The following is a 21,638-nucleotide window of genomic DNA, read 5'->3' on the forward strand; positions in this document are numbered from 1 at the left end:
GCTAGACTAACTAATAACCTGTCTTTATCATCCAGACAGCAGCAAATTGGTTCACTGGTTTTGGAACGCTTATCCGGAGATTTATGTATGAGACTTATTCCCGTAGCCACATCAGAGCAGGTAGGCAAATGGGCGGCACGACACATTGTGCAGCGCATCAATGCTTTTAACCCCAGCGCCGAGCGCCCTTTTGTGCTGGGCCTCCCAACAGGCAGCTCACCGTTAGAAGCCTATAAAGCGCTTATCGTGATGCACAACGCGGGGCTGGTCAGCTTTAAACACGTGGTGACGTTTAATATGGATGAATATGTCGGTCTGCCAGCCGCACATCCGCAAAGCTATCACACCTTCATGTATGAGAATTTCTTCAATCACGTTGATATTCAGCAGGAAAATATTAACCTGTTGAACGGTAACGCCCCAGATGTGATGGCCGAGTGCCAACGCTATGAAGAGAAAATGACCGCCTATGGCAAGATTCACCTGTTTATGGGCGGTGTAGGTAATGACGGGCATATTGCGTTTAATGAACCGGCCTCATCCTTAGCCTCCCGTACGCGAATCAAAACGTTGACCGAAGAGACCCGCACCGCCAATTCCCGTTTCTTCGACGGTGATGTGTCTCAGGTTCCCAAATATGCGCTTACCGTCGGCGTCGGCACACTGCTAGATGCAGAGGAAGTGATGATTTTGGTGTCTGGCCGTAACAAAGCACAAGCGTTACAGGCAGCCGTAGAGGGCAATGTGAATCACATGTGGACCATCAGTTGTTTGCAACTGCATGCCAAGGCCATCATTGTTTGTGATGAGCCCTCTACCATGGAGTTGAAAGTCAAAACCGTGAAATACTTCCACGAGTTGGAAGCAGAAAGCCTTATCGGTCTTTAATCTGTAAGCCGGGAGTTCAAGATGTATGCGTTAACCCATTGTCGTATCTATACCGGGCACCAAATCCTGGATGACCATGCTATCGTTATCAACGATGGCACGATCGAAAGCGTGTGTCTCGAATCCGATCTCTCCGACACCCTGCCACGCCACAGTCTGAATGGTGCCTCGGTGGCCCCCGGCTTTATCGATTTACAGCTTAACGGCTGCGGTGGCGTCCAGTTCAATGACAGCCTTGATGCCATTTCCATTGCCACGCTGGAAACCATGCAGCATGCCAACCAACGCTCAGGTTGCACCAGTTTTCTCCCTACGCTTATCACCTCCAGTGATGCCTTTATCAAGCACGCGGTAGAAACGATGCGCGCTTATCTCGCATCATACGCCAATCAGGCGCTCGGCCTGCATATTGAAGGGCCCTGGCTGAATGTAATAAAAAAAGGTACGCACGATGCCCGCCTGATCCGTGCGCCAGAGCAACAGCTGGTTGACTATCTTTGTGCCAATGCGGATGTGATTGGTCAAATCACGCTGGCACCGGAAAAGGTGCCACCTGCCATGATTCGACAGCTTAGCCAGGCGGGGATCGTGGTTTCTGCCGGGCATTCCAATGCCACCTGGCAGGAAGCGAAACGCGGATTTGCTGCCGGTATTCGCTTTGCCACACACCTGTTTAATGCCATGCCGTATATTAGCGGACGCGAACCGGGTTTGGTGGGCGCTATTTATGATGCGCCTGAGATCTACTGCGGCATCATCGCCGACGGCATGCACGTTGATTGGGCCAATATCCGCAACAGCAAACGGATCAAAGGCGAAAAGCTTGTGCTGGTCACCGATGCCACGGCCCCGGCTGGCGCTGATATCGATAGGTTCACTTTTGCCGGTAAAACCATATACTACCGTGATGGGTTGTGCGTGGATGATAACGGCACGCTGAGCGGTTCGGCACTGACGATGATCGATGCCGTCAAGAACAGCGTGAAACATGTCGGTATTGCGCTCGATGAAGCGCTGCGTATGGCAACCCTTTACCCAGCGCGCGCCATGCATGTCGACGATCGGTTAGGCAGTATCGAAAGTGGAAAAATCGCCAACCTGACAGTATTTGATGATGGGTACCACGTCCTTCAGACCTTCGTGAATGGCAACAGCGTCTATACGCGATAACACGTGTAGCAAACGCTTAGGCTATCTGAGGTAGGGTGGATATAAAACGAGGCCGAAAAGATAAGCGAGCGTTCAAGAATGACGACAGGCGGACAAGCACAAATAGGGAATGTTGATCTGGTCAAGCAGTTAAATAGTGCCGTTGTCTATCGTCTGATTGATCAACAAGGCCCCATTTCCCGTATTCAGATAGCCGAATTCAGTCAGCTTGCCCCTGCCAGCGTCACAAAAATCACGCGCCAACTGTTGGAGCGTGGGTTGATAAAAGAAGTTGACCAACAGGCCTCTACCGGCGGGCGGCGCGCCATTTCCATCATTTGTGAAACGCGGCCTTTTCACGCGATTGCCGTGCGTTTGGGCCGTCACGGTGCCACGATTGCACTTTACGATCTTCAGGGTAAATCACTTAACGATGCCCACTACCCGTTGACAGAAAGCACTCAGGATACGCTGGAAGCTTCGCTGTTTGACGCCATCAGCGATTTTATCGCCATCAATCAACGCCGTATTCGGGAATTGATCGCTATCTCGGTGGTGCTCCCTGGCCTGGTCGATCCCTCGGCGGGAATTGTGCATTACATGCCGCATATCAGCGTCGATAACTGGCCGCTGGTACAACTGTTACAACAGCGCTTTAAGGTTACCTGCTTTGTCGGCCATGATATTCGCAGCCTGGCGCTGGCTGAACACTATTTTGGTGCCACTCACGACTATCCCGACTCCATTTTGGTCCGCGTTCACCGCGGCACCGGTGCGGGCATTTTGGTCAACGGTCAAATATTCCTCGGTAGCAACGGCAACGTGGGCGAAATCGGACATATTCAGATCGATCCCCTCGGCGAGCGTTGCCACTGCGGTAACTTTGGCTGTCTGGAAACGGTGGTGTCCAACGGTGCGATTGAGCAACGTGTTGCTCACCTGCTATCACAAGGGTTCAGCAGCAAACTGACACGCGAAGAGTGCACCATCACCGCCATCTGCAAAGCCGCCAACCGGGGTGATACGCTGGCACAAGATGTGCTCGAGCACGCGGGTAAATATTTAGGCAGAGCGCTTGCCATCGCCATCAACCTGTTCAACCCGCAAAAGGTAGTGATTGCCGGTGAAATCACCGATGCCGAGAAAATTCTGTTGCCCGCCATTCAACGCTGCATCAACACTCAGGTGCTGAAAGAATTTCGTCAGCACCTGCCGATCGAAGTGTCCACACTGAACCACCTCTCTCCCATCGGGGCTTTCGCACTGGTAAAACGCGCCATGCTTAACGGCGTGCTGTTGCAACATTTGCTGGAGCCCTCTTGATCGCGCTCGTTTGCGGGATTATGTAATCCGCAAAAATTCGCCCTCAATAGCGACACCGATTATCATTTTTTCATAAACAAGCCTTTCGCATTGAATAAAACACATGCCAAAGGCTTTTTTCATTAAATGATATTGAATTCAAGTGGCGTTTTGATGCTAAATCATTGTCATTGGTAGAGCAAAAGGCAACGCGAAGCGTTGTGGTATTGTCCCACTCAAGGTTGCTGACGCCATAACCGTGTTATTTCACTACAGACAGGTGAGCTAGAGGGAGTTCTTTATGTGTTCTATTTTTGGTGTGTTGGATATCAAAACCGATCCGGTTGAATTGCGTAAAAAAGCGCTGGAGCTGTCTCGCCTGATGCGCCACCGCGGCCCGGACTGGTCTGGTATTTATGCCAATGAAAAAGCGATTTTGGCCCACGAACGTCTCTCCATCGTTGACGTCAACACCGGTGCCCAACCGCTCTACAACCAGGCGCACACCCATATTCTGGCTGTCAACGGTGAAATCTATAACCATCAGGCATTGCGCCAGCAGTACGGCGACCGTTATGCCTTCCAGACCGGTTCTGACTGCGAAGTCATTCTGGCACTGTATCAAGAAAAAGGGCCGGAATTCTTAGACGACCTGCGCGGCATGTTCGCCTTTGCGCTGTATGACAGTGAGAAAGACGCTTACCTGATTGGCCGTGACCATTTGGGCATTATCCCGCTGTATATGGGCCACGATGAATTCGGCAACTTCTATGTCGCCTCCGAAATGAAAGCGCTGGTGCCGGTCTGCCGTACCATCAAGGAATTCCCGGCAGGCAGCTACCTGTGGAGCAAAGACGGCGAAATTCGCGAATACTACCGCCGTGACTGGTTCGAATACGATGCCGTCAAAGACAACGTGACTGATAAAGAAGCGCTGCGTGACGCGTTGGAAGAATCGGTGAAAAGCCACCTGATGTCCGATGTGCCTTACGGCGTACTGCTTTCTGGCGGTCTGGACTCTTCCGTTATTTCCGCGATTACCAAGAAATTTGCCGCACGCCGCGTGGAAGACGACGAACGCAGTGAAGCCTGGTGGCCGCAACTGCACTCTTTCGCAGTGGGCCTGGAAGGCGCGCCGGATCTGAAAGCCGCGCAGGAAGTGGCAAGCCATTTGGGCACGGTGCACCACGAAATTCATTTCACCGTGCAAGAAGGGCTGGATGCGATTCGTGACGTGATTTATCACATCGAAACGTATGACGTGACTACCATTCGTGCGTCTACGCCGATGTATCTGATGTCGCGTAAAATCAAAGCGATGGGCATCAAAATGGTGCTGTCCGGTGAAGGCTCTGATGAAGTGTTCGGCGGTTACCTGTATTTCCACAAAGCGCCAAACGCCAAAGAGCTGCACGAAGAAACGGTACGTAAACTGCTGGCCCTGCATCAATACGATTGCGCGCGTGCCAACAAGGCCATGTCCGCCTGGGGCGTGGAAGCACGTGTGCCGTTCCTGGATAAAAAATTCCTGGATGTAGCAATGCGCATCAACCCTCAGGACAAAATGTGTGGCAACGGGAAAATGGAAAAACACATTCTGCGCGAATGTTTTGAATCCTACCTGCCACACAGCGTCGCCTGGCGTCAGAAAGAGCAATTCTCTGATGGCGTAGGGTATAGCTGGATTGACACGCTGAAAGAGGTAGCGGCAAAACAGGTTACCGATCAGCAACTGGAAACCGCCCACTTCCGTTTCCCGTACAACACGCCGACATCCAAAGAAGGCTACCTGTACCGTGAAATCTTCGAAGAGCTGTTCCCGGTACCGAGCGCCGCAGAATGCGTGCCTGGAGGCCCTTCTGTCGCCTGTTCTTCGGCAAAAGCGATCGAGTGGGATGAGTCCTTCAAAAAGCTGGACGATCCTTCAGGCCGTTCGGTTGGCGTTCACCAATCAGCCTACTGATAGCAAACGTTATAGAACATTGCCTTATGGTGATTGTCTCGAATAAAAACGGGCCCTTTGCGGGCCCGTTTTTTTACTTTTGTCGCAGGAAAACCTGTTTTATTGTCGCTTTTCTCATCATACTGTTCACAACCCAAACAAACGAACCGTCACAGGCGTTTTTAGGGAAAAAATGTGTTGACGCAATTCGGCCAACTACGCATAATGCGCCCCGCAACGCCGATGAAGGTGACGCGGAAAAGATGGCTACGTAGCTCAGCTGGTTAGAGCACAGCACTCATAATGCTGGGGTCACAGGTTCGATTCCCGTCGTAGCCACCATCTTTTCTTGCGGGAGTGGCGAAATTGGTAGACGCACCAGATTTAGGTTCTGGCGCCGCAAGGTGTGCGAGTTCAAGTCTCGCCTCCCGCACCATTCCTTCACGGTTGTTATGCAACAAGGCATGTTAGGGTATTGGGGTATCGCCAAGCGGTAAGGCACCGGTTTTTGATACCGGCATTCCCTGGTTCGAATCCAGGTACCCCAGCCACCTTAATGCCGCATCGGATTGCACGTTGTTGGGGTATCGCCAAGCGGTAAGGCACCGGTTTTTGATACCGGCATTCCCTGGTTCGAATCCAGGTACCCCAGCCATGTAATTGATGCTATGTGATTGAAGTTAAAAGTTTTTGTTGAAAAGCAAAAAACCAAGATGTACTATTTGGCTACGTAGCTCAGCTGGTTAGAGCACAGCACTCATAATGCTGGGGTCACAGGTTCGATTCCCGTCGTAGCCACCACATTTTTGGGGTATCGCCAAGCGGTAAGGCAGTGGATTCTGATTCCACCATTCCGAGGTTCGAATCCTCGTACCCCAGCCAAAAAAACGCTGGTAACACAGCGAGAAACAGGGCGACAGTCGAAAGACGTCGCCCTGTTTGCTTTTATTCGTTATTCAATAAACGATTAAAGGCCACCGAGCGGTAACCCGGTGGCCTTAGTTACGTTTCCGGCATTAAGTCAGGAAAATGCGGATCAGCTCCAAAAACGCTACTAGCGCCTTTAGAACGATGATGGCCGATTCTACAATCGCTCTCATCCGTTTGCTCCGGTTGGGAGCGCGATTCCCCTGATCGTTACCTTTACGCTGCCTGCACGAAGGATTATCGCCTTTGTTAGTAACAATTGTCGCGCTCAGGTCAAGGCACCGAACCAGCACCACCTGTAACCCGGACAGGTCTTTACCTCTCAACATGACTTGTGCCACATAACCGTAGCCCTAGAACGCAACCGCATACCAACAACTAGAGAGTAAAAAGCGGCCCTGAGTAACACAATTAACGCACAGTAAACAGGCAAAAAAAAACCCAACAGCGAAGTTGGGTTTTTTGCTTGCCAAGGTTGGTGGCCTCAGCGCGGCGCGACAATCGTTACTAACACATTGAGTCTACCTTCTCCATCGGCCGATGACAACTCTACCAGAGAGACGATCATGGTGAGAACGTTGAACCGCGAATCAACAAACGAAGAGCGCTTCTGTTTCCCTATCAAAAATGTCGTATCAATGCGCCACCGACTTGGAAAACAGGTTAATCACTATCACGCCCAGGATAATCAGCAACATTCCCAGCATCGCGGGCAAATCGAGTTTTTGGCCGTAGAACAGCCAACTGACCGTGGCAATCAGCACAATCCCAACCCCTGACCAGATGGCATAAATGATGCCAGTCGGCAGCGTGCGCATAGTCAGAGAAAGGCAATAGAACGACACGCCATAAAATATCACAGTAATAATGCTGGGCATTAAACGACTAAAGCCATCTGAAAGCTTGAGCGCCGAAGTGGCGATCACTTCCGCCACAATGGCGAGAGAAAGAAACAGATACGTCATAAACAACCGCTACCTTACAAAATCGCGCCCGAGCGCCTTAGCCTTAGAAATCGACCACCATCACCACACTAACACCAATACATTACACACCGATGGCATATTTCAGCGCCAGCGTTTTGAGATGTCCCGCGCGCTCAGCCGCCAGCAATGCCATATTTCGGGCAAAGGTCAACGGCGGTAAACTATTGCTAAACGCGTTATAAAACAAATCCATGCCATTTTGCATTAACAGATTATCGGCCTTACGCCGGCGCTGATAGCGCAGCAAAACGGCCTCACTGTGCCAGCACTCCCCCGCATCCCGCGCGCCAGTCACAACCTCAATCAGTGCGTCAGCATCACGATAACCGAGGTTCACGCCCTGCCCGGCGAGCGGATTAATGGTATGGGCCGCATCCCCCACCAGGGCGACGCCCTCAGCCACATAGCGTTGTGCATGACGACGCACCAGCGGGAACGACCCGGCGGCAACCGACTTCACGGGCCCCAAACGCGCGGGGAAGGTCTCTGCAATCGCGTTGTCCAACTGCGGCAGCGACAGTGATTGAAGCTGACGAATGCGACGCGGACTGTCATACCATGCCAACGCGCCCCACGATCCAAACAGCGGCAAAAATGCGCGCGGCCCCTGAGGCGTAAACTGCTGCCAGGTACAATCCTGCTGAGGCTGCTGGGTATCGACGGCAATCAACATGCACGATTGCCGATACTGCCATCCATTGATGCCAATGCCCGCCCACTGGCGCACACGCGAGTTGGCACCATCCGCACCGAGAACCAGAGGCGCGCTCAATGTCTCTCCGCTCTCCAGCGTAATCTGCCAGCACGCTGGCGTGCGAACCATGCTGCGTATCTGCGCGGGGCAACGGATATCACACCGCTGCTGTTCGGCCAGGCATTGCCACAGCGCCAGTTGCAGTACCCGATTCTCCACCATGAATCCCAATTCGGGCAGGTGCAAGTCGGCGGCGCTGAAAGCAACGCGCGCATCATCCCATTCCCAGGTTTCCAATCGGCGATAAGGCGCACAGCGCATCTGCTCAACGCCCGACCACGCCCCCAACGACTTTAACAGTGAAACAGAGGCATATCCCAGCGCCGAAACCCGAATATCCGGCGCACTGTCGTCCATAAAGGTAGCGGGGGCCGCCTGCTCCAGCACCGCGACCTGAAAACCGTTGCGCGCGAGCCCGAGCGCGACTGCGGCACCGACCATCCCGCCACCGACCACGATGGCATCATACCGTTGATTTATTCCGTTCATCGTGCCTAAACCGACTCAAACTGTGTGACTGATAGGCACAGTGTACTGGATTTTCGCCAACCGCGTTGACTCTGCGAAAAAACGCTCAACAAATTTCGCGCTCTGGTCACAACCGCAGCAAAAGATTACAATACGTGCCCCGTCCGTATTTCCGGGCATCTATGATTTGGTAATACGCTTTTTCACCCGCACTGAGTAATGACAAGTCGATGACAAAGAAACTGCACATTAAAACCTGGGGCTGTCAGATGAATGAGTACGATTCATCCAAGATGGCTGACCTGCTGGAAAGTACACACGGTTATGAGCTGACCGAGGTGGCCGAAGAGGCTGACGTTCTGCTGCTGAATACCTGTTCTATCCGTGAAAAGGCACAGGAAAAAGTTTTCCATCAACTTGGCCGCTGGAGAGCGCTGAAAGAGAACAATCCAGACCTGATTATTGGTGTGGGCGGCTGTGTGGCTTCTCAGGAAGGTGAGCATATTCGCGAACGCGCCAGTTATGTCGATCTGATTTTTGGCCCGCAAACGCTGCACCGCCTGCCAGAGATGATTAACCACGTTCAGGGCACACACAGTCCGGTGGTCGATATCAGCTTCCCGGAAGTCGAAAAATTTGACCGACTGCCGGAGCCTCGTGCCGAAGGGCCGTCGGCGTTTGTTTCCATCATGGAAGGGTGCAACAAATACTGTTCATTCTGCGTGGTGCCTTATACGCGCGGTGAAGAAGTCAGCCGCCCCTGCGACGACGTCTTATATGAAATTGCGCAGTTGGCCGCACAAGGGGTACGCGAAGTTAACTTGTTGGGTCAAAACGTCAACGCCTATCGTGGTGAAAATTTTGATGGCAGCATCTGCTCGTTTGCCGATTTGCTGCGTCTGGTGGCCGCGATAGACGGCATCGACCGCCTCCGCTTTATCACCAGTCACCCGATTGAGTTTACCGACGATATCATCAGCGTCTATGAAGATACGCCTGAACTGGTGAGTTTCCTTCATCTGCCGGTGCAGAGCGGTTCCGATCGCATTCTGACCATGATGAAGCGCCGCCATACCGCGCTGGAATACAAAGCCATTATTCGTAAACTGCGCAGCGCGCGACCGGATATACACATCAGTTCCGACTTTATTATCGGCTTCCCCGGTGAAACCCAGGAAGATTTTGAACAAACCATGAAACTGATTGGTGACGTCAATTTTGATATGAGTTTTAGCTTTATCTACTCCGCGCGTCCGGGAACGCCCGCCGCAGACATGGTTGATGATGTCAGCGAAGAAGAGAAAAAGCAGCGCTTGTATATTCTGCAAGAACGTATCAGCCAGCAGGCGATGCAGTTCAGCCGTCGCATGTTGGGCAGCATCCAACGCATTCTGGTGGAAGGAACATCACGTAAAAGCGTGATGGAACTGTCAGGCCGCACGGAAAATAACCGCGTGGTTAACTTCGAAGGCACCCCGGATATGATTGGTAAGTTCGTTGATGTTGAAATTGTCGACGTTCGTCCGAATTCACTGCGCGGCATGGTTGTCAAAACAGAAGACCAGATGGGCCTGCGCATCAGTGAATCTCCGGCCTCCGTGATTGCACGTACCCGTAAAGAGAACGATATCGGCGTCGGCATCTACCAACCCTGATGGATGACCCGCACGGGCGATGCACTCGCCCGTGCACTTGTTAGCCGCGCGTCATCATAGATGTATTGCCACTTGCACCTTTCCCTGTTACCGATAAATAATTCAATCATCATCTCGCACCTTATTGTTCTCATCACTCACGATGACGAGCGTTGACATACCAAGAGGAATAATTTGAACGTTACGATAAAAGAGATTGCCCTCGAACCCGCTGATAATAAACGCCTGCTCAACCTGTGCGGCCCCTTTGATAGCAATATCAAACAGTTGGAGCGCCGTCTCGGAATCGAAATCAACCGTCGAGACAACACATTCAAACTGGTCGGAAAAGGCCTGTGCATTGAGGCAGCGGCAGATATTCTGCAACGTCTCTATGTTGATACCGCGCCCGTGCGTGGCGTGGAAGGCGATATCGATCCTGAGCAGATTCATCTGGCGATCAAAGAATCGGGCGTACTGGAGCAAAGCGCCGAGAGCGTGCCGGATTTTGGCAAGGCAATCAACATTCGCACCAAACGTGGCATCATCAAGCCGCGCACGCCGAATCAGGCGCAGTATATCGCCAACATCCTCGACCATGATATCACCTTCGGCGTAGGCCCTGCGGGAACGGGGAAAACCTATCTGGCGGTCGCTGCTGCGGTGGATGCGCTCGAACGTCAGGATATCCGCCGCATTTTGTTAACGCGCCCGGCCGTTGAAGCGGGGGAAAAACTCGGCTTTCTGCCCGGTGATTTGAGCCAAAAGGTCGATCCTTACCTGCGCCCACTCTACGATGCATTATTCGAAATGCTGGGGTTTGAGCGCGTGGAAAAACTCATTGAGCGCAACGTGATTGAAGTAGCACCGTTAGCCTATATGCGCGGCCGTACCCTGAACGACGCCTTTATCATCCTCGATGAGAGCCAGAACACCACGCTCGAACAGATGAAAATGTTCCTGACCCGTATTGGCTTCAATTCCAAGGCAGTGATTACCGGTGACATCACTCAGATTGACCTGCCACGCAATATGAAATCGGGGTTGCGCCACGCCATTGACGTATTGGCCAATGTGGAAGAGATCAGCTTTAACTTCTTTCACAGTGAAGATGTGGTACGCCATCCGGTGGTCGCGCGCATCGTCAACGCCTATGAAGCCTGGGAAGAAGCCGATCAGAAACGTCGCGCCACGCAGGCCGAAGAGCGCAAACGCGAAGCACAAGCAGCCAGTGCACCCGCCGTATCAGAGGCGGGTGATAAGCAGGAGTCACAATGAGTCAGGTTATTCTCGATTTACAAATCGCCAGCGACAACAGCGCAGGGCTGCCCAGCGAACAGGATTTTCAACGTTGGCTGGAGGCGGTACTGCCGCAGTTTCAGCCAGAAGCGGAAGTGACCATTCGTATCGTTGATGAAGCGGAAAGCCACGAACTGAATCACACCTATCGTGGCAAAGACAAACCCACCAACGTGCTCTCTTTTCCGTTCGAAGCGCCGCCGGAAGTTGAGCTGTCGTTATTGGGCGATCTGATCATTTGCCGCCAGGTGGTGGAGCAGGAAGCCATTGAACAGCAAATCACCGCAGAATCCCACTGGGCACATATGGTGATTCACGGTTGTCTGCATCTGCTGGGTTATGATCACATCGAGGACGACGAAGCGGAAGAGATGGAAGCGTTGGAAACCGAGATCATGCAGCAAATGGGCTATGCGGACCCTTATCTGTCTGAAAAAGAGTGAGCCAACAGGCCTGCAACTCGAATTATTTAGGGCACACGTTGTTCTGTTATTGCGAAAAGTACAGTAGATTACGACAAGCCTCGGCTTTTTCATGATGATGTATTTTCCATTATGGTGCCATTTCCGTCATCATAGCTTCACGGCGTTATGGTTAAACATAACGCCACGCGCGGTTAGCACCGTGCACCTTAATGTCAACCCGCCCGCGCGCCCTGATGGTCTTATGGCGTATGCCCCTTTTGCGTGGTTGATGATGATTGACTAACCAGAGAGACAGTAAATAAAACGCCATGAGCGACGACCATTCTCAAAACAGCGATAGCCCCAGTCCCAAGAAAGGATTCTTCTCACTGATCCTTAACCAGCTTTTTCATGGTGAACCCAAGGATCGTAGTGACCTCCTCGCCTTTATTCGTGATTCCGAACAAAACGATCTGATCGATCCCGACACCCGCGACATGCTCGAAGGGGTGATGGATATCGGAGAGCAGCGCGTGCGAGATATCATGATCCCCCGTTCGCAAATGATCACGCTGAAGCACAATCAGACACTGGAAGAGTGTCTGGATGTGATTATCGAATCGGCACATTCGCGTTTCCCGGTGATCAGTGAAGACAAGGACCATATTGAAGGCATCCTGATGGCCAAGGATCTGCTGCCGTTTATGCGCAGCGATGCCGCGCCGTTCAGCATGGAACAGGTGTTGCGTCCCGCGGTCGTGGTGCCGGAAAGCAAACGCGTGGACCGCATGCTGCACGAGTTCCGTTCGCTGCGTTATCACATGGCTATCGTCATCGATGAGTTTGGCGGTGTTTCTGGTCTGGTCACCATTGAAGATATTCTTGAGCTGATCGTTGGCGAAATTGAAGATGAGTACGACGACGAGGAAGATCGCGATATCCGTCAACTGAACCGACACACCTACACCGTGCGCGCGTTAACACCGATTGAAGATTTCAATGAGGTGTTTGGCACGCAGTTCAGCGATGAAGAAGTGGACACCATCGGCGGGCTGGTGATGCAAGCCTTCGGCCATCTGCCGGCGCGTGGTGAAACCATCGACATCAACGGTTACCTGTTCAAAGTTGCCATGGCGGACAGCCGACGTATTATTCAGGCTCATGTCAGAATCCCTGACGAAGCGCATCAACCAACACTGGAACCCTAATTCGACAATGTCTGTCATGTCTGTTTTACGACGCCAGCGGGTGCGTATCCTGCTGGCGCTGTTCTGCGGTGCCTGGGGCACCCTGGCATTTTCGCCGTTTGATTTCTGGCCTGCCGCACTGGTTTCGCTGTGCGGATTGCAAGCCCTGACGCTGAACAGAACCTGGCGGCAATCCGCCGCCATTGGTTTTAGCTGGGGCTTTGGCCTGTTTGGCAGCGGAGTGAACTGGGTGTACGTCAGCATCGCCGAGTTCGGCGGCATGCCGGAAGCCATTAATGTATTTCTGGTGGTACTGCTGGCGCTGTATCTGTCGCTTTATCCCGCGCTCTTCGCGGGGCTGTTAACGCGCATTTGGCCGCGAACGACGCTGGTGCGCCTGATCGTGGTCGCGCCAGTACTGTGGCAGTTCACTGAGTGGTTGCGCGGTTGGGTACTCACCGGCTTTCCCTGGCTACAATTTGGCTACAGCCAGATTGACGGGCCGCTGCAAGGCCTGGCACCGCTGCTAGGGGTTGACGGTATCAATCTCTTGTTGGTGATCATTGCCGGACTGCTGGTCTTTGGTACCGCACGACGCAAAACCCTCCCTCTTTATTGCGCTATCGCGTTACTGGTGCTCCCGTGGCCGCTGAAATTTATCCACTGGTTCACACCTCAGCCCGAGCGCGCGGTCAACGTTGCGCTGGTGCAAGGCAATATTGCCCAAGCGCAAAAGTGGGATCCGAATGCACTGCAACAGATTCTGAATATCTACCGCGACGCCACGCAACCTTATCTGGATAAAGCGCCAATCGTTATCTGGCCAGAATCGGCTATCCCAGATGTGGAGACGCGTCAGCAAGACTACCTGCACCAGATCGACGACCTGCTGCGCGCGCACAACAGCAGTCTGGTCACCGGGGTTGTGGATGCACGCCGTCGCACAAACGAGCAGGTTGACTTCTACAACAGCATTATCGTGCTGGGTGGTAACGAGCCGTACCGCTATCCCAGCGCTAACCGCTACAACAAGAACCATCTGGTGCCGTTTGGTGAGTTCGTGCCGTTGGAAACGCTGTTACGGCCGTTGGCACCGTTCTTCGATCTGCCGATGTCTTCGTTTAGCCGCGGCCCTTACCAACAGCCTCAGCTCATGGTAAACGGTATACGGATGACGGCCACGGTGTGCTATGAAATTATTCTCGGCCAACAAGTGCGCGATAACTTCCAGCCTGATACCGATATGCTGCTGACCATATCCAACGATGCCTGGTTTGGTCGTTCTATCGGCCCATGGCAGCATTTCCAGATGGCCCGCATGCGTGCTCTGGAATTAGGGCGTCCGCTGCTGCGGGCGACCAACAATGGCGTGACTGCCGTGATTGGCCCTCAGGGTGAAATCAGTGCCGAACTGCCGCAGTTTACGCGCAAAGTGCTGCTCACCAAGGTGACACCAACCACCGGCATCACCCCCTACGCTCGCTTTGGTGCCTGGCCGATGTGGATCATTCTCGCCGTACTGGCCGGTATTGCCTGCGTCACCCGTCTGCGTCGTTAACGTTATCACCGGCAGGCGTTGTCTGCCGGTTTCCCGCCAATACCTGCCATACCTTTGCGTAATACCTGCCATCGCCCATTTGCATAATTGGCACATCATTTGCTTATTATTCATTGAATAACAGAGTGTAACGGGATGATTCCGTTGTTTGCTCTCTGAAAACCAGCGAAAAAGCACCTTAACAGGGCAATCAGCGCACCAAAATAGTGCCAAACGATTTTAGTGCAGTGATTTAGTGCAGTTGAGTTCTCAAAAGACAAACAAATTTATTTCATTTTGTTCACAATCGGCTATTTTTTAAAGATAAAGGCAAGTACTCGCTCTTTTATGGTGCATAGCCCGTCGCACCCAAGAGAGCGCTCTATCGGCATGATTGAATTCGCAACCGCCTTAGCGTCATAGCGACTGCCGTCATCACAACAGCAAAGGAGTTACAACATGCAAATGCGTAAACTGGCACTGTCACTGCTTCTGATTGGTACAGCCGCAAGCAGCCTGGCTCATGCAGAAGAATTAACGGGGACGCTGAAAAAGATCAAAGACAATGGCGTTATCGTTGTAGGCCACCGTGAGTCTTCCGTGCCATTTTCCTACTATGACAACCAACAGAAAGTCGTTGGTTACTCTCAGGATTACTCGAACAAAATTGTCGATGCGGTCAAAGCAAAAATTGGCGTTGCCGATCTTCAGGTCAAACTGATTCCGATCACATCCCAGAACCGTATCCCCTTGTTGCAAAATGGCACCTTTGATTTTGAATGTGGTTCCACCACCAACAACCTGGAACGTCAGCAACAGGCGGCTTTCTCCAATACCATCTTTATCGTCGGTACGCGTTTGCTGACTAAAAAAGACTCGGGCATTAAAGACTTCCCGGATCTGGCAGGCAAAACCGTAGTGGTTACCTCTGGCACCACCTCTGAGAAATTGCTGAACAAGCTGAACGAAGAGAAAAAACTGGATATGCGTATCATCAGCGCCAAAGACCATGGCGATGCCTTCCGCACCATGGAAACAGGTCGTGCCGTTGCCTTTATGATGGATGACGCGTTGCTGGCCGGTGAACGTGCCAAGGCCAAACAGCAGGGCGACTGGGTGATCGTTGGTACCGCGCAGTCCGAAGAAGCCTATGGCTGTATGCTGCGTAAAGACGATCCGCAGTTCAAGAAACTGGTTGATGACACCATTGCGACATTGCAAACCTCCGGTGATGCGGAAAAATCATTCGATCGCTGGTTCAAACAGCCGATTCCGCCTAAAGATCTCAACATGAACTTCGATTTGTCAGCAGAGATGAAGGCACTGTTCAAAGCCCCTAACGATAAAGCATTAAACTAACAACAAGTGAAAACAAGGGCAGACAGCTTGCCCTCGATTGTTGACTCGTGGCTGGACAGACAGACGCCAGACGGTCGTTCCCCGTCTGGCGTCCCGGCCCAACCGGTGGATATCGCAGGTGTTGATTAACCGCACTGCCCTTTCCCACCAATGGGTTATCGCCACTCATCAATCTTCAGGGTAGCTCTGCTACCCTTTTTTTACCGGAGTTTGCTATGTCTATAGATTGGAACTGGGGTATTTTTTTACAAGCCGCCCCGTTCGGTAATACCACTTATCTTGGGTGGATTTGGTCTGGGTTGCAGGTCACTGTGGCGCTGTCCATCTGCGCCTGGATCATTGCATTCGTTGTCGGCTCTGTTTTCGGCATTTTGCGCACCGTCCCCAACCGGTTTTTGTCAGGTCTCGGCACCTGCTATGTGGAAATGTTCCGTAACGTCCCGCTTATCGTCCAATTTTTCGCCTGGTATCTGGTGGTTCCCGAATTACTGCCGCAAAAGATTGGCATGTGGTTTAAAGCGGAACTGGATCCCAACATTCAGTTTTTCGTCTCCTCCATGGTCTGTTTAGGCCTGTTTACCGCCGCTCGCGTCTGCGAGCAGGTTCGTGCTGGCATCCAATCACTGCCCCGCGGCCAGAAAGCCGCCGCGCTTGCCATGGGGCTAACGCTGCCGCAGACCTATCGTTACGTTCTGCTGCCCAATGCCTATCGCATTATCGTACCGCCCCTGACGTCTGAAATGCTCAACATGGTGAAAAACTCGGCCATCGCCTCGACCATCGGGCTGGTTGACATGGCTGCACAGGCGAACAAGCTGCTGGATTACTCTGCGCACGCCTATGAGTCCTTTACCGCTATCACGCTGGCGTATGTCGCGATTAACGCCATTATCATGCTGATTATGCAAGTGGTTGAGAAAAAGACCCGTTTGCCCGGCAATATGGGGAGTAAATAATGTACGCATTTGACTGGAGCTCCATTGCGCCAAGCATGCCCTACCTGCTGCAAGGGCTAGTGGTCACACTGAAAATCACGGTGATTGCCGTGGTGTTTGGCATCCTGTGGGGAACCGTTCTGGCGGTAATGAGGTTGTCGCCTATCGCCCCGATTCGCTGGTTCGCCAAAGGCTACGTCAACATTTTCCGCTCCATCCCGTTGGTGATGGTATTGCTGTGGTTCTACCTTGTGGTTCCTAGCTTATTACAAAATGTGCTTGGGCTATCACCAAAAACGGATATTCGTCTGATCTCCGCTATGGTAGCCTTTTCGCTGTTTGAAGCCGCCTATTACTCTGAAATCATTCGTGCGGGCATACTCAGCATTTCACGCGGACAATCTTCCGCGGCGTTGGCGCTCGGCATGACGCAGTGGCAATCCATGAAACTGGTGATCCTGCCGCAGGCGTTTCGCGCCATGGTGCCGTTGCTCCTGACGCAGGGGATCGTCCTGTTCCAGGATACCTCGCTGGTGTACGTACTGAGCCTGGCGGACTTCTTCCGCACCGCGTCAACCATTGGCGAGCGCGACGGGACCCAGGTGGAGATGGTGCTGTTTGCCGGATTGGTTTATTTCGTTATCAGCATTAGTGCATCAATGCTGGTCAGTTACCTGAAAAGAAGGACTGTTCGATGATTACTCTAAAAAACGTTTCCAAATGGTATGGTCACTTTCAGGTGCTCTCCGATTGTTCAACAGAAGTGAAGAAAGGCGAAGTGGTGGTGGTTTGTGGGCCGTCAGGTTCGGGGAAATCTACGCTTATCAAAACCGTTAATGGCCTTGAACCCGTGCAGCAAGGTCAGATTGACGTTAACGGCATCTCGGTTAACGACAAGAAAACCAATCTGGCACAATTGCGTTCCAAAGTGGGCATGGTGTTTCAGCATTTTGAACTGTTTCCCCACCTCTCCATCATTGAGAACCTGACGCTGGCACAGGTAAAAGTGCTCAAGCGTGACAAAGGGGCCGCGCGTGAAAAGGCCACCAAGTTACTCAATCGCGTAGGTTTGTCCGCGCACGCCAACAAATTTCCCGGCCAACTCTCCGGCGGGCAGCAACAGCGCGTCGCCATTGCGCGCGCACTCTGCATGGATCCGATAGCCATGCTGTTTGATGAGCCGACGTCCGCGCTCGATCCAGAAATGATCAACGAAGTGCTGGATGTAATGGTTGAGCTGGCGCAAGAAGGTATGACGATGATGGTCGTTACCCACGAAATGGGCTTTGCGCGCAAAGTGGCACACCGCGTCATCTTCATGGATGAAGGCAAGATTGTGGAAGATACGCCAAAAGACGAGTTCTTTAACAATCCCAAATCCGATCGCGCCAAAGACTTTCTGGCGAAGATCCTGCACTAAGCCATCACCCAGCGTCGCAATGTCAGGCGCTGCGACTCACGTTCCCGCGCAAGCGGGAACGTGCTTCTCTTAAGCTGCCCCGTCAGGGCTGAAAAGGTTGCCGCTGAAACTGATCGTGCTCGCACTTCGGACAACGAGGCAGCACTTCCGGCGTATAAAATGCCACATGATGATGGCAGTTTTCACACACCAAATTTCCCAGCCCTACGACTTCGCCACTGTGGTAAACGCCGTGATGGCTGACATCTTTAAACAGCGCCTGCCATTCCAACTGGGTTTTATCCGTGATATCCACCAGTTCTTGCCACAGGCTCTCTTTGATCACACGCAGAAACACGCTATCGGATAAATCCTCTTCCTGGCTATCCGTATAACGCTGAGCAAATTCAGCCAAATCGCGCTCCACAGACTGAATAATGTCTTCGCGTTCACTGTGGGTGAGATCTTCGCTGTCGTGCAAGCTCTCCCGGGCGTGTTGGAGCATCTGCGTCAGATCGCGTTCACCGGCGCTTAAACGCGTCATGATGGAAGACATCAGCGCACGATAATGCCGAGCTTTCTTGTTCATGGTGCCTCCTGAATACGCGGATTGGTTAACATTAGTGGGGCAATGACGGTACCTGTTTAGCTATCCCTCTCTATTTTAGACGGTTTTAAGCACTATTCTTGATCATTGCCGCTCTTTGCCTCACTTTTTGCCAACTTTGTCGCTTGCGCGCAGAAATACGTGCTAAGGGCATAGAGACGGTTGTTGCCAGCGTTGCTTATCAGCTATGCTATGCGGATCATTATGATGAATCGGAACACGCTACGGGTGTAGCGCTTCTTTACTAAATAGGACCCCTGGCTGCCATGCAAGAGCAATACCGCCCAGAAGAGATAGAAACTCGCGTCCAGCTTCACTGGCAAGAAAACAAAACGTTTAAAGTGACCGAAGAGCCCGGCAAGGAAAAGTACTACTGCCTTTCCATGCTCCCCTACCCTTCTGGCCGCCTACACATGGGGCACGTTCGTAATTACACCATCGGTGACGTTATTTCCCGCTACCAACGCATGCTGGGGAAAAATGTCCTGCAACCGATCGGGTGGGATGCCTTTGGTCTGCCGGCTGAAGGCGCAGCGGTCAAAAACAACACCGCACCGGCCCCCTGGACCTATGCCAACATCGATTACATGAAAAACCAGCTGAAGCTGCTGGGCTTTGGTTATGACTGGGATCGTGAAGTCGCCACCTGTAAACCCGATTACTACCGCTGGGAACAGTGGTTCTTCACCAAGCTGTACGAAAAAGGGCTGGTCTATAAGAAGACCTCAGCGGTGAACTGGTGCCCGAACGATCAGACGGTGCTGGCCAACGAACAGGTTATCGATGGCTGCTGCTGGCGCTGTGACAGCAAAGTGGAGCGTAAAGAGATTCCGCAGTGGTTTATCAAAATCACCGATTACGCCGATCAGTTGCTCAACGATCTGGACACGTTGGAAAGTTGGCCGGAGCAGGTCAAAACCATGCAGCGCAACTGGATTGGCCGTTCGGAAGGGGTAGAAATTACCTTTGACGTGGCTGATAGCGCTGACAAGCTGAGCGTCTACACCACGCGTCCGGATACCTTTATCGGTGCTACCTATGTCGCCGTTGCTGCTGCGCATCCGCTGGCGCTGCGCGCTGCCGCCACTAACCCGGCGCTGACCGCCTTTATCGATGAATGCCGTAACACCAAGGTTGCCGAAGCGGACATGGCCACCATGGAGAAAAAGGGCATCGCGACGGGCCTGTTCGTGGTGCACCCGCTGACCGGCGACAAACTGCCGGTATGGGCGGCCAACTTCGTTCTGATGGATTACGGCACCGGCGCGGTGATGGCCGTTCCGGGCCATGACCAACGCGACTGGGAATTCGCCACCAAATACCAGTTGACGATCAAACCCGTTATCCTGAACCTGGACGGCAGCGAACCCGATATCTCTGGGCAAGCCATGACCGAGAAAGGCGCACTGTTCAACTCAGGCGAATTCAGCGGTCTGGATCACGAAGCAGGCTTTAACGCCATTGCTGACAAGCTGGTTGCACTCGGCGTCGGCGCACGCAAAGTCAACTATCGCTTGCGCGATTGGGGGGTTTCCCGTCAGCGTTATTGGGGTGCGCCCATCCCGATGGTGACGCTGGAAGATGGCACCGTTATCCCGACGCCAGAAGATCAACTGCCGGTGATCCTGCCGGAAGACGTGGTGATGGATGGCATTACCAGCCCCATCAAGGCCGATCCCTCCTGGGCGAAAACCACCGTCAACGGTCAGCCTGCGCTGCGTGAAACCGATACCTTCGATACCTTTATGGAATCCTCCTGGTACTACGCGCGCTACACCTGCCCGCAGTACGATCAGGGCATGCTCGATCCGGCTGCGGCTAACTACTGGCTGCCGGTCGATCAATACGTGGGTGGTATCGAACACGCCATCATGCACCTGATGTATTTCCGCTTCTTCCACAAGCTGATGCGTGATGCTGGCCTGGTCACCTCCGATGAACCCGCCAAGCGTCTGTTGTGTCAGGGTATGGTGTTGGCTGACGCCTTCTACTACACCGGCAACAACGGCGAGCGCATCTGGGTATCACCGTCTGACGTCACCGTTGAACGTGATGACAAAGGGCGCATCCTGAAAGCCTTCGATGCAGAAGGCCGCGAAGTGGTGTATGCCGGGATGAGCAAGATGTCGAAATCGAAGAACAACGGTATCGACCCGCAGGTGATGGTAGAGAAATACGGTGCAGACACCGTGCGTCTGTTCATGATGTTCGCTTCTCCGGCAGAAATGACGCTGGAATGGCAGGAATCAGGCGTTGAAGGGGCTAACCGCTTCCTCAAACGCGTGTGGAAACAGGTTTACGACCACACGGAAAAAGGTGCCACCAGCGCGCTGGATGTCGCTGCACTGACCGAAGATCAGAAAGCACTGCGTCGCGACCTGCATAAAACCATCGCTAAAGTCACCGATGATATTGGTCGTCGTCAGACGTTTAACACCGCTATCGCCGCCGTGATGGAACTGATGAACAAGTTGGCGAAAGCGCCGCAGGAGAGCGAGCAGGATCGCGCGTTGACACAGGAAGCGCTGTTGGCCGTGGTGCGTATGCTGTACCCGTTCACACCGCACGCCTGCTTCACGCTGTGGCAGGCGCTGGGCGGCAATGGCGATATCGACACCGCGCCGTGGCCTGTCGCCGATGAAGACGCCATGGTGGAAGACTCCAAGCTGGTCGTGGTGCAAGTGAACGGCAAGGTACGCGGCAGAATTACGGTTGCTGCCGATGCCACTCAGGAGCAGGTTCAGGCGCGTGCCGCACAGGAACATCTGGTGGCAAAATACCTGGAAGGCGTTACAGTACGTAAAGTCATTTACGTTCCGGGCAAACTGCTTAACCTGGTTGTAGGTTAAGCCAAGGAGGCA

General features: G+C 52.9%; 18 protein-coding genes and 6 tRNA genes. 20 read left to right on the forward strand and 4 right to left on the reverse strand.

Annotation, left to right across the window (positions count from 1 at the left end):
* Nucleotides 1-87 precede the first annotated feature (87 nt).
* From nagB to J5067_RS08275, 10 genes are all read left to right on the forward strand, one after another.
* The gene (gene nagB / locus J5067_RS08230) at nt 88-888 is read left to right on the forward strand and encodes a glucosamine-6-phosphate deaminase (protein WP_264650877.1); all 801 of its coding nucleotides are present in this window, start codon (nt 88-90) and stop codon (nt 886-888) included.
* Nucleotides 889-909: 21 nt separating this feature from the next.
* Nucleotides 910-2,058, forward strand: coding sequence for an N-acetylglucosamine-6-phosphate deacetylase (gene nagA, locus J5067_RS08235; protein ID WP_264650878.1), 1,149 nt, complete (start codon nt 910-912; stop codon nt 2,056-2,058).
* 78 nt (nt 2,059-2,136) lie between these two features.
* On the forward strand, nt 2,137-3,360 hold the full coding sequence (locus J5067_RS08240) for an N-acetylglucosamine repressor (protein WP_264650879.1): 1,224 nt from the start codon (nt 2,137-2,139) through the stop codon (nt 3,358-3,360).
* A 280-nt stretch (nt 3,361-3,640) separates the two neighbouring features.
* Complete coding sequence (asnB, locus tag J5067_RS08245; protein ID WP_264645036.1) at nt 3,641-5,302, forward strand: asparagine synthase B; 1,662 nt, start codon at nt 3,641-3,643, stop codon at nt 5,300-5,302.
* Nucleotides 5,303-5,546: 244 nt separating this feature from the next.
* Nucleotides 5,547-5,623: transfer RNA gene (locus J5067_RS08250), tRNA-Met, on the forward strand.
* Between the two features lie 9 nt (nt 5,624-5,632).
* Nucleotides 5,633-5,717 (forward strand) — tRNA-Leu (locus J5067_RS08255).
* Nucleotides 5,718-5,757: 40 nt separating this feature from the next.
* Nucleotides 5,758-5,832: transfer RNA gene (locus tag J5067_RS08260), tRNA-Gln, on the forward strand.
* A 29-nt stretch (nt 5,833-5,861) separates the two neighbouring features.
* Nucleotides 5,862-5,936: transfer RNA gene (locus tag J5067_RS08265), tRNA-Gln, on the forward strand.
* Nucleotides 5,937-6,005: 69 nt separating this feature from the next.
* Nucleotides 6,006-6,082, forward strand: a tRNA-Met gene (locus J5067_RS08270).
* 6 nt (nt 6,083-6,088) lie between these two features.
* Nucleotides 6,089-6,163, forward strand: a tRNA-Gln gene (locus tag J5067_RS08275).
* Nucleotides 6,164-6,297: 134 nt separating this feature from the next.
* On the opposite strand, the gene dinQ is transcribed toward J5067_RS08275, so the two are convergent.
* The 3 genes from dinQ to ubiF form a co-directional block, all read right to left on the reverse strand.
* Nucleotides 6,298-6,537, reverse strand: a complete 240-nt coding sequence (gene dinQ / locus J5067_RS23285; protein ID WP_369076100.1) for a damage-inducible type I toxin DinQ — start codon at nt 6,535-6,537, stop codon at nt 6,298-6,300.
* A gap of 306 nt (nt 6,538-6,843) precedes the next feature.
* Nucleotides 6,844-7,173 carry an SMR family transporter gene (locus J5067_RS08280; protein ID WP_264645034.1) on the reverse strand — a complete coding sequence of 110 codons (330 nt, stop codon included), beginning with the start codon at nt 7,171-7,173 and terminating at the stop codon, nt 6,844-6,846.
* Between the two features lie 82 nt (nt 7,174-7,255).
* Nucleotides 7,256-8,437: a 3-demethoxyubiquinol 3-hydroxylase gene (gene ubiF, locus J5067_RS08285; RefSeq protein WP_264650880.1), complete on the reverse strand. Its 1,182-nt coding sequence runs from the start codon at nt 8,435-8,437 to the stop codon at nt 7,256-7,258.
* A 209-nt stretch (nt 8,438-8,646) separates the two neighbouring features.
* Between ubiF and miaB the strand changes: the two genes are divergently transcribed.
* From miaB to J5067_RS08330, 9 genes are all read left to right on the forward strand, one after another.
* Entirely contained in the window at nt 8,647-10,071 is a 1,425-nt protein-coding gene (gene miaB / locus J5067_RS08290; RefSeq protein WP_264645032.1) for a tRNA (N6-isopentenyl adenosine(37)-C2)-methylthiotransferase MiaB, read from the forward strand.
* A gap of 174 nt (nt 10,072-10,245) precedes the next feature.
* Nucleotides 10,246-11,328 (forward strand): PhoH family protein, encoded by a 1,083-nt coding sequence (locus J5067_RS08295; RefSeq protein ID WP_264650881.1) that lies wholly within the window; start codon nt 10,246-10,248, stop codon nt 11,326-11,328.
* Entirely contained in the window at nt 11,325-11,792 is a 468-nt protein-coding gene (ybeY, locus tag J5067_RS08300) for an rRNA maturation RNase YbeY (RefSeq protein WP_264645030.1), read from the forward strand. Before J5067_RS08295 ends, ybeY begins: the two co-directional genes overlap by 4 nt.
* Before the next feature lie 290 nt (nt 11,793-12,082).
* On the forward strand, nt 12,083-12,961 hold the full coding sequence (gene corC / locus J5067_RS08305; RefSeq protein WP_264645029.1) for a CNNM family magnesium/cobalt transport protein CorC: 879 nt from the start codon (nt 12,083-12,085) through the stop codon (nt 12,959-12,961).
* 7 nt (nt 12,962-12,968) lie between these two features.
* Entirely contained in the window at nt 12,969-14,498 is a 1,530-nt protein-coding gene (gene lnt, locus J5067_RS08310; RefSeq protein ID WP_264650882.1) for an apolipoprotein N-acyltransferase, read from the forward strand.
* 438 nt (nt 14,499-14,936) lie between these two features.
* Nucleotides 14,937-15,836: an amino acid ABC transporter substrate-binding protein gene (locus J5067_RS08315; RefSeq protein WP_264645027.1), complete on the forward strand. Its 900-nt coding sequence runs from the start codon at nt 14,937-14,939 to the stop codon at nt 15,834-15,836.
* 215 nt (nt 15,837-16,051) lie between these two features.
* On the forward strand, nt 16,052-16,792 hold the full coding sequence (locus J5067_RS08320; RefSeq protein ID WP_264645026.1) for an amino acid ABC transporter permease: 741 nt from the start codon (nt 16,052-16,054) through the stop codon (nt 16,790-16,792).
* Entirely contained in the window at nt 16,792-17,469 is a 678-nt protein-coding gene (gene gltK, locus J5067_RS08325; protein WP_264645025.1) for a glutamate/aspartate ABC transporter permease GltK, read from the forward strand. Before J5067_RS08320 ends, gltK begins: the two co-directional genes overlap by 1 nt.
* The gene (locus J5067_RS08330) at nt 17,466-18,191 is read left to right on the forward strand and encodes an amino acid ABC transporter ATP-binding protein (protein ID WP_264645024.1); all 726 of its coding nucleotides are present in this window, start codon (nt 17,466-17,468) and stop codon (nt 18,189-18,191) included. Before gltK ends, J5067_RS08330 begins: the two co-directional genes overlap by 4 nt.
* Before the next feature lie 82 nt (nt 18,192-18,273).
* On the opposite strand, the gene J5067_RS08335 is transcribed toward J5067_RS08330, so the two are convergent.
* Nucleotides 18,274-18,759 carry a zinc ribbon-containing protein gene (locus J5067_RS08335; protein ID WP_264645023.1) on the reverse strand — a complete coding sequence of 162 codons (486 nt, stop codon included), beginning with the start codon at nt 18,757-18,759 and terminating at the stop codon, nt 18,274-18,276.
* Nucleotides 18,760-19,043: 284 nt separating this feature from the next.
* Here J5067_RS08335 and leuS point away from each other — a divergent pair, with 284 nt between their 5' ends.
* Nucleotides 19,044-21,626 (forward strand): leucine--tRNA ligase, encoded by a 2,583-nt coding sequence (gene leuS, locus J5067_RS08340; protein ID WP_264650883.1) that lies wholly within the window; start codon nt 19,044-19,046, stop codon nt 21,624-21,626.
* The last annotated feature ends 12 nt before the right edge of the window (nt 21,627-21,638 follow it).

The organism is Candidatus Symbiopectobacterium sp. NZEC151 (genome assembly GCF_025962655.1).
Lineage (GTDB): Bacteria > Pseudomonadota > Gammaproteobacteria > Enterobacterales > Enterobacteriaceae > Symbiopectobacterium.

Bases quoted from the DNA above. Each gene is read 5' to 3' on its own strand.
- nagB (WP_264650877.1), top strand. From the start codon at position 88: ATGAGACTTATTCCCGTAGCCACATCAGAGCAGGTAGGCAAATGGGCG.
- nagA (WP_264650878.1), top strand. From the start codon at position 910: ATGTATGCGTTAACCCATTGTCGTATCTATACCGGGCACCAAATCCTG.
- J5067_RS08240 (WP_264650879.1), top strand. From the start codon at position 2,137: ATGACGACAGGCGGACAAGCACAAATAGGGAATGTTGATCTGGTCAAG.
- asnB (WP_264645036.1), top strand. From the start codon at position 3,641: ATGTGTTCTATTTTTGGTGTGTTGGATATCAAAACCGATCCGGTTGAA.
- dinQ (WP_369076100.1), bottom strand. From the start codon at position 6,537: ATGTTGAGAGGTAAAGACCTGTCCGGGTTACAGGTGGTGCTGGTTCGG.
- J5067_RS08280 (WP_264645034.1), bottom strand. From the start codon at position 7,173: ATGACGTATCTGTTTCTTTCTCTCGCCATTGTGGCGGAAGTGATCGCC.
- ubiF (WP_264650880.1), bottom strand. From the start codon at position 8,437: ATGAACGGAATAAATCAACGGTATGATGCCATCGTGGTCGGTGGCGGG.
- miaB (WP_264645032.1), top strand. From the start codon at position 8,647: ATGACAAAGAAACTGCACATTAAAACCTGGGGCTGTCAGATGAATGAG.
- ybeY (WP_264645030.1), top strand. From the start codon at position 11,325: ATGAGTCAGGTTATTCTCGATTTACAAATCGCCAGCGACAACAGCGCA.
- corC (WP_264645029.1), top strand. From the start codon at position 12,083: ATGAGCGACGACCATTCTCAAAACAGCGATAGCCCCAGTCCCAAGAAA.
- lnt (WP_264650882.1), top strand. From the start codon at position 12,969: ATGTCTGTCATGTCTGTTTTACGACGCCAGCGGGTGCGTATCCTGCTG.
- J5067_RS08315 (WP_264645027.1), top strand. From the start codon at position 14,937: ATGCAAATGCGTAAACTGGCACTGTCACTGCTTCTGATTGGTACAGCC.
- J5067_RS08320 (WP_264645026.1), top strand. From the start codon at position 16,052: ATGTCTATAGATTGGAACTGGGGTATTTTTTTACAAGCCGCCCCGTTC.
- gltK (WP_264645025.1), top strand. From the start codon at position 16,792: ATGTACGCATTTGACTGGAGCTCCATTGCGCCAAGCATGCCCTACCTG.
- J5067_RS08330 (WP_264645024.1), top strand. From the start codon at position 17,466: ATGATTACTCTAAAAAACGTTTCCAAATGGTATGGTCACTTTCAGGTG.
- J5067_RS08335 (WP_264645023.1), bottom strand. From the start codon at position 18,759: ATGAACAAGAAAGCTCGGCATTATCGTGCGCTGATGTCTTCCATCATG.
- leuS (WP_264650883.1), top strand. From the start codon at position 19,044: ATGCAAGAGCAATACCGCCCAGAAGAGATAGAAACTCGCGTCCAGCTT.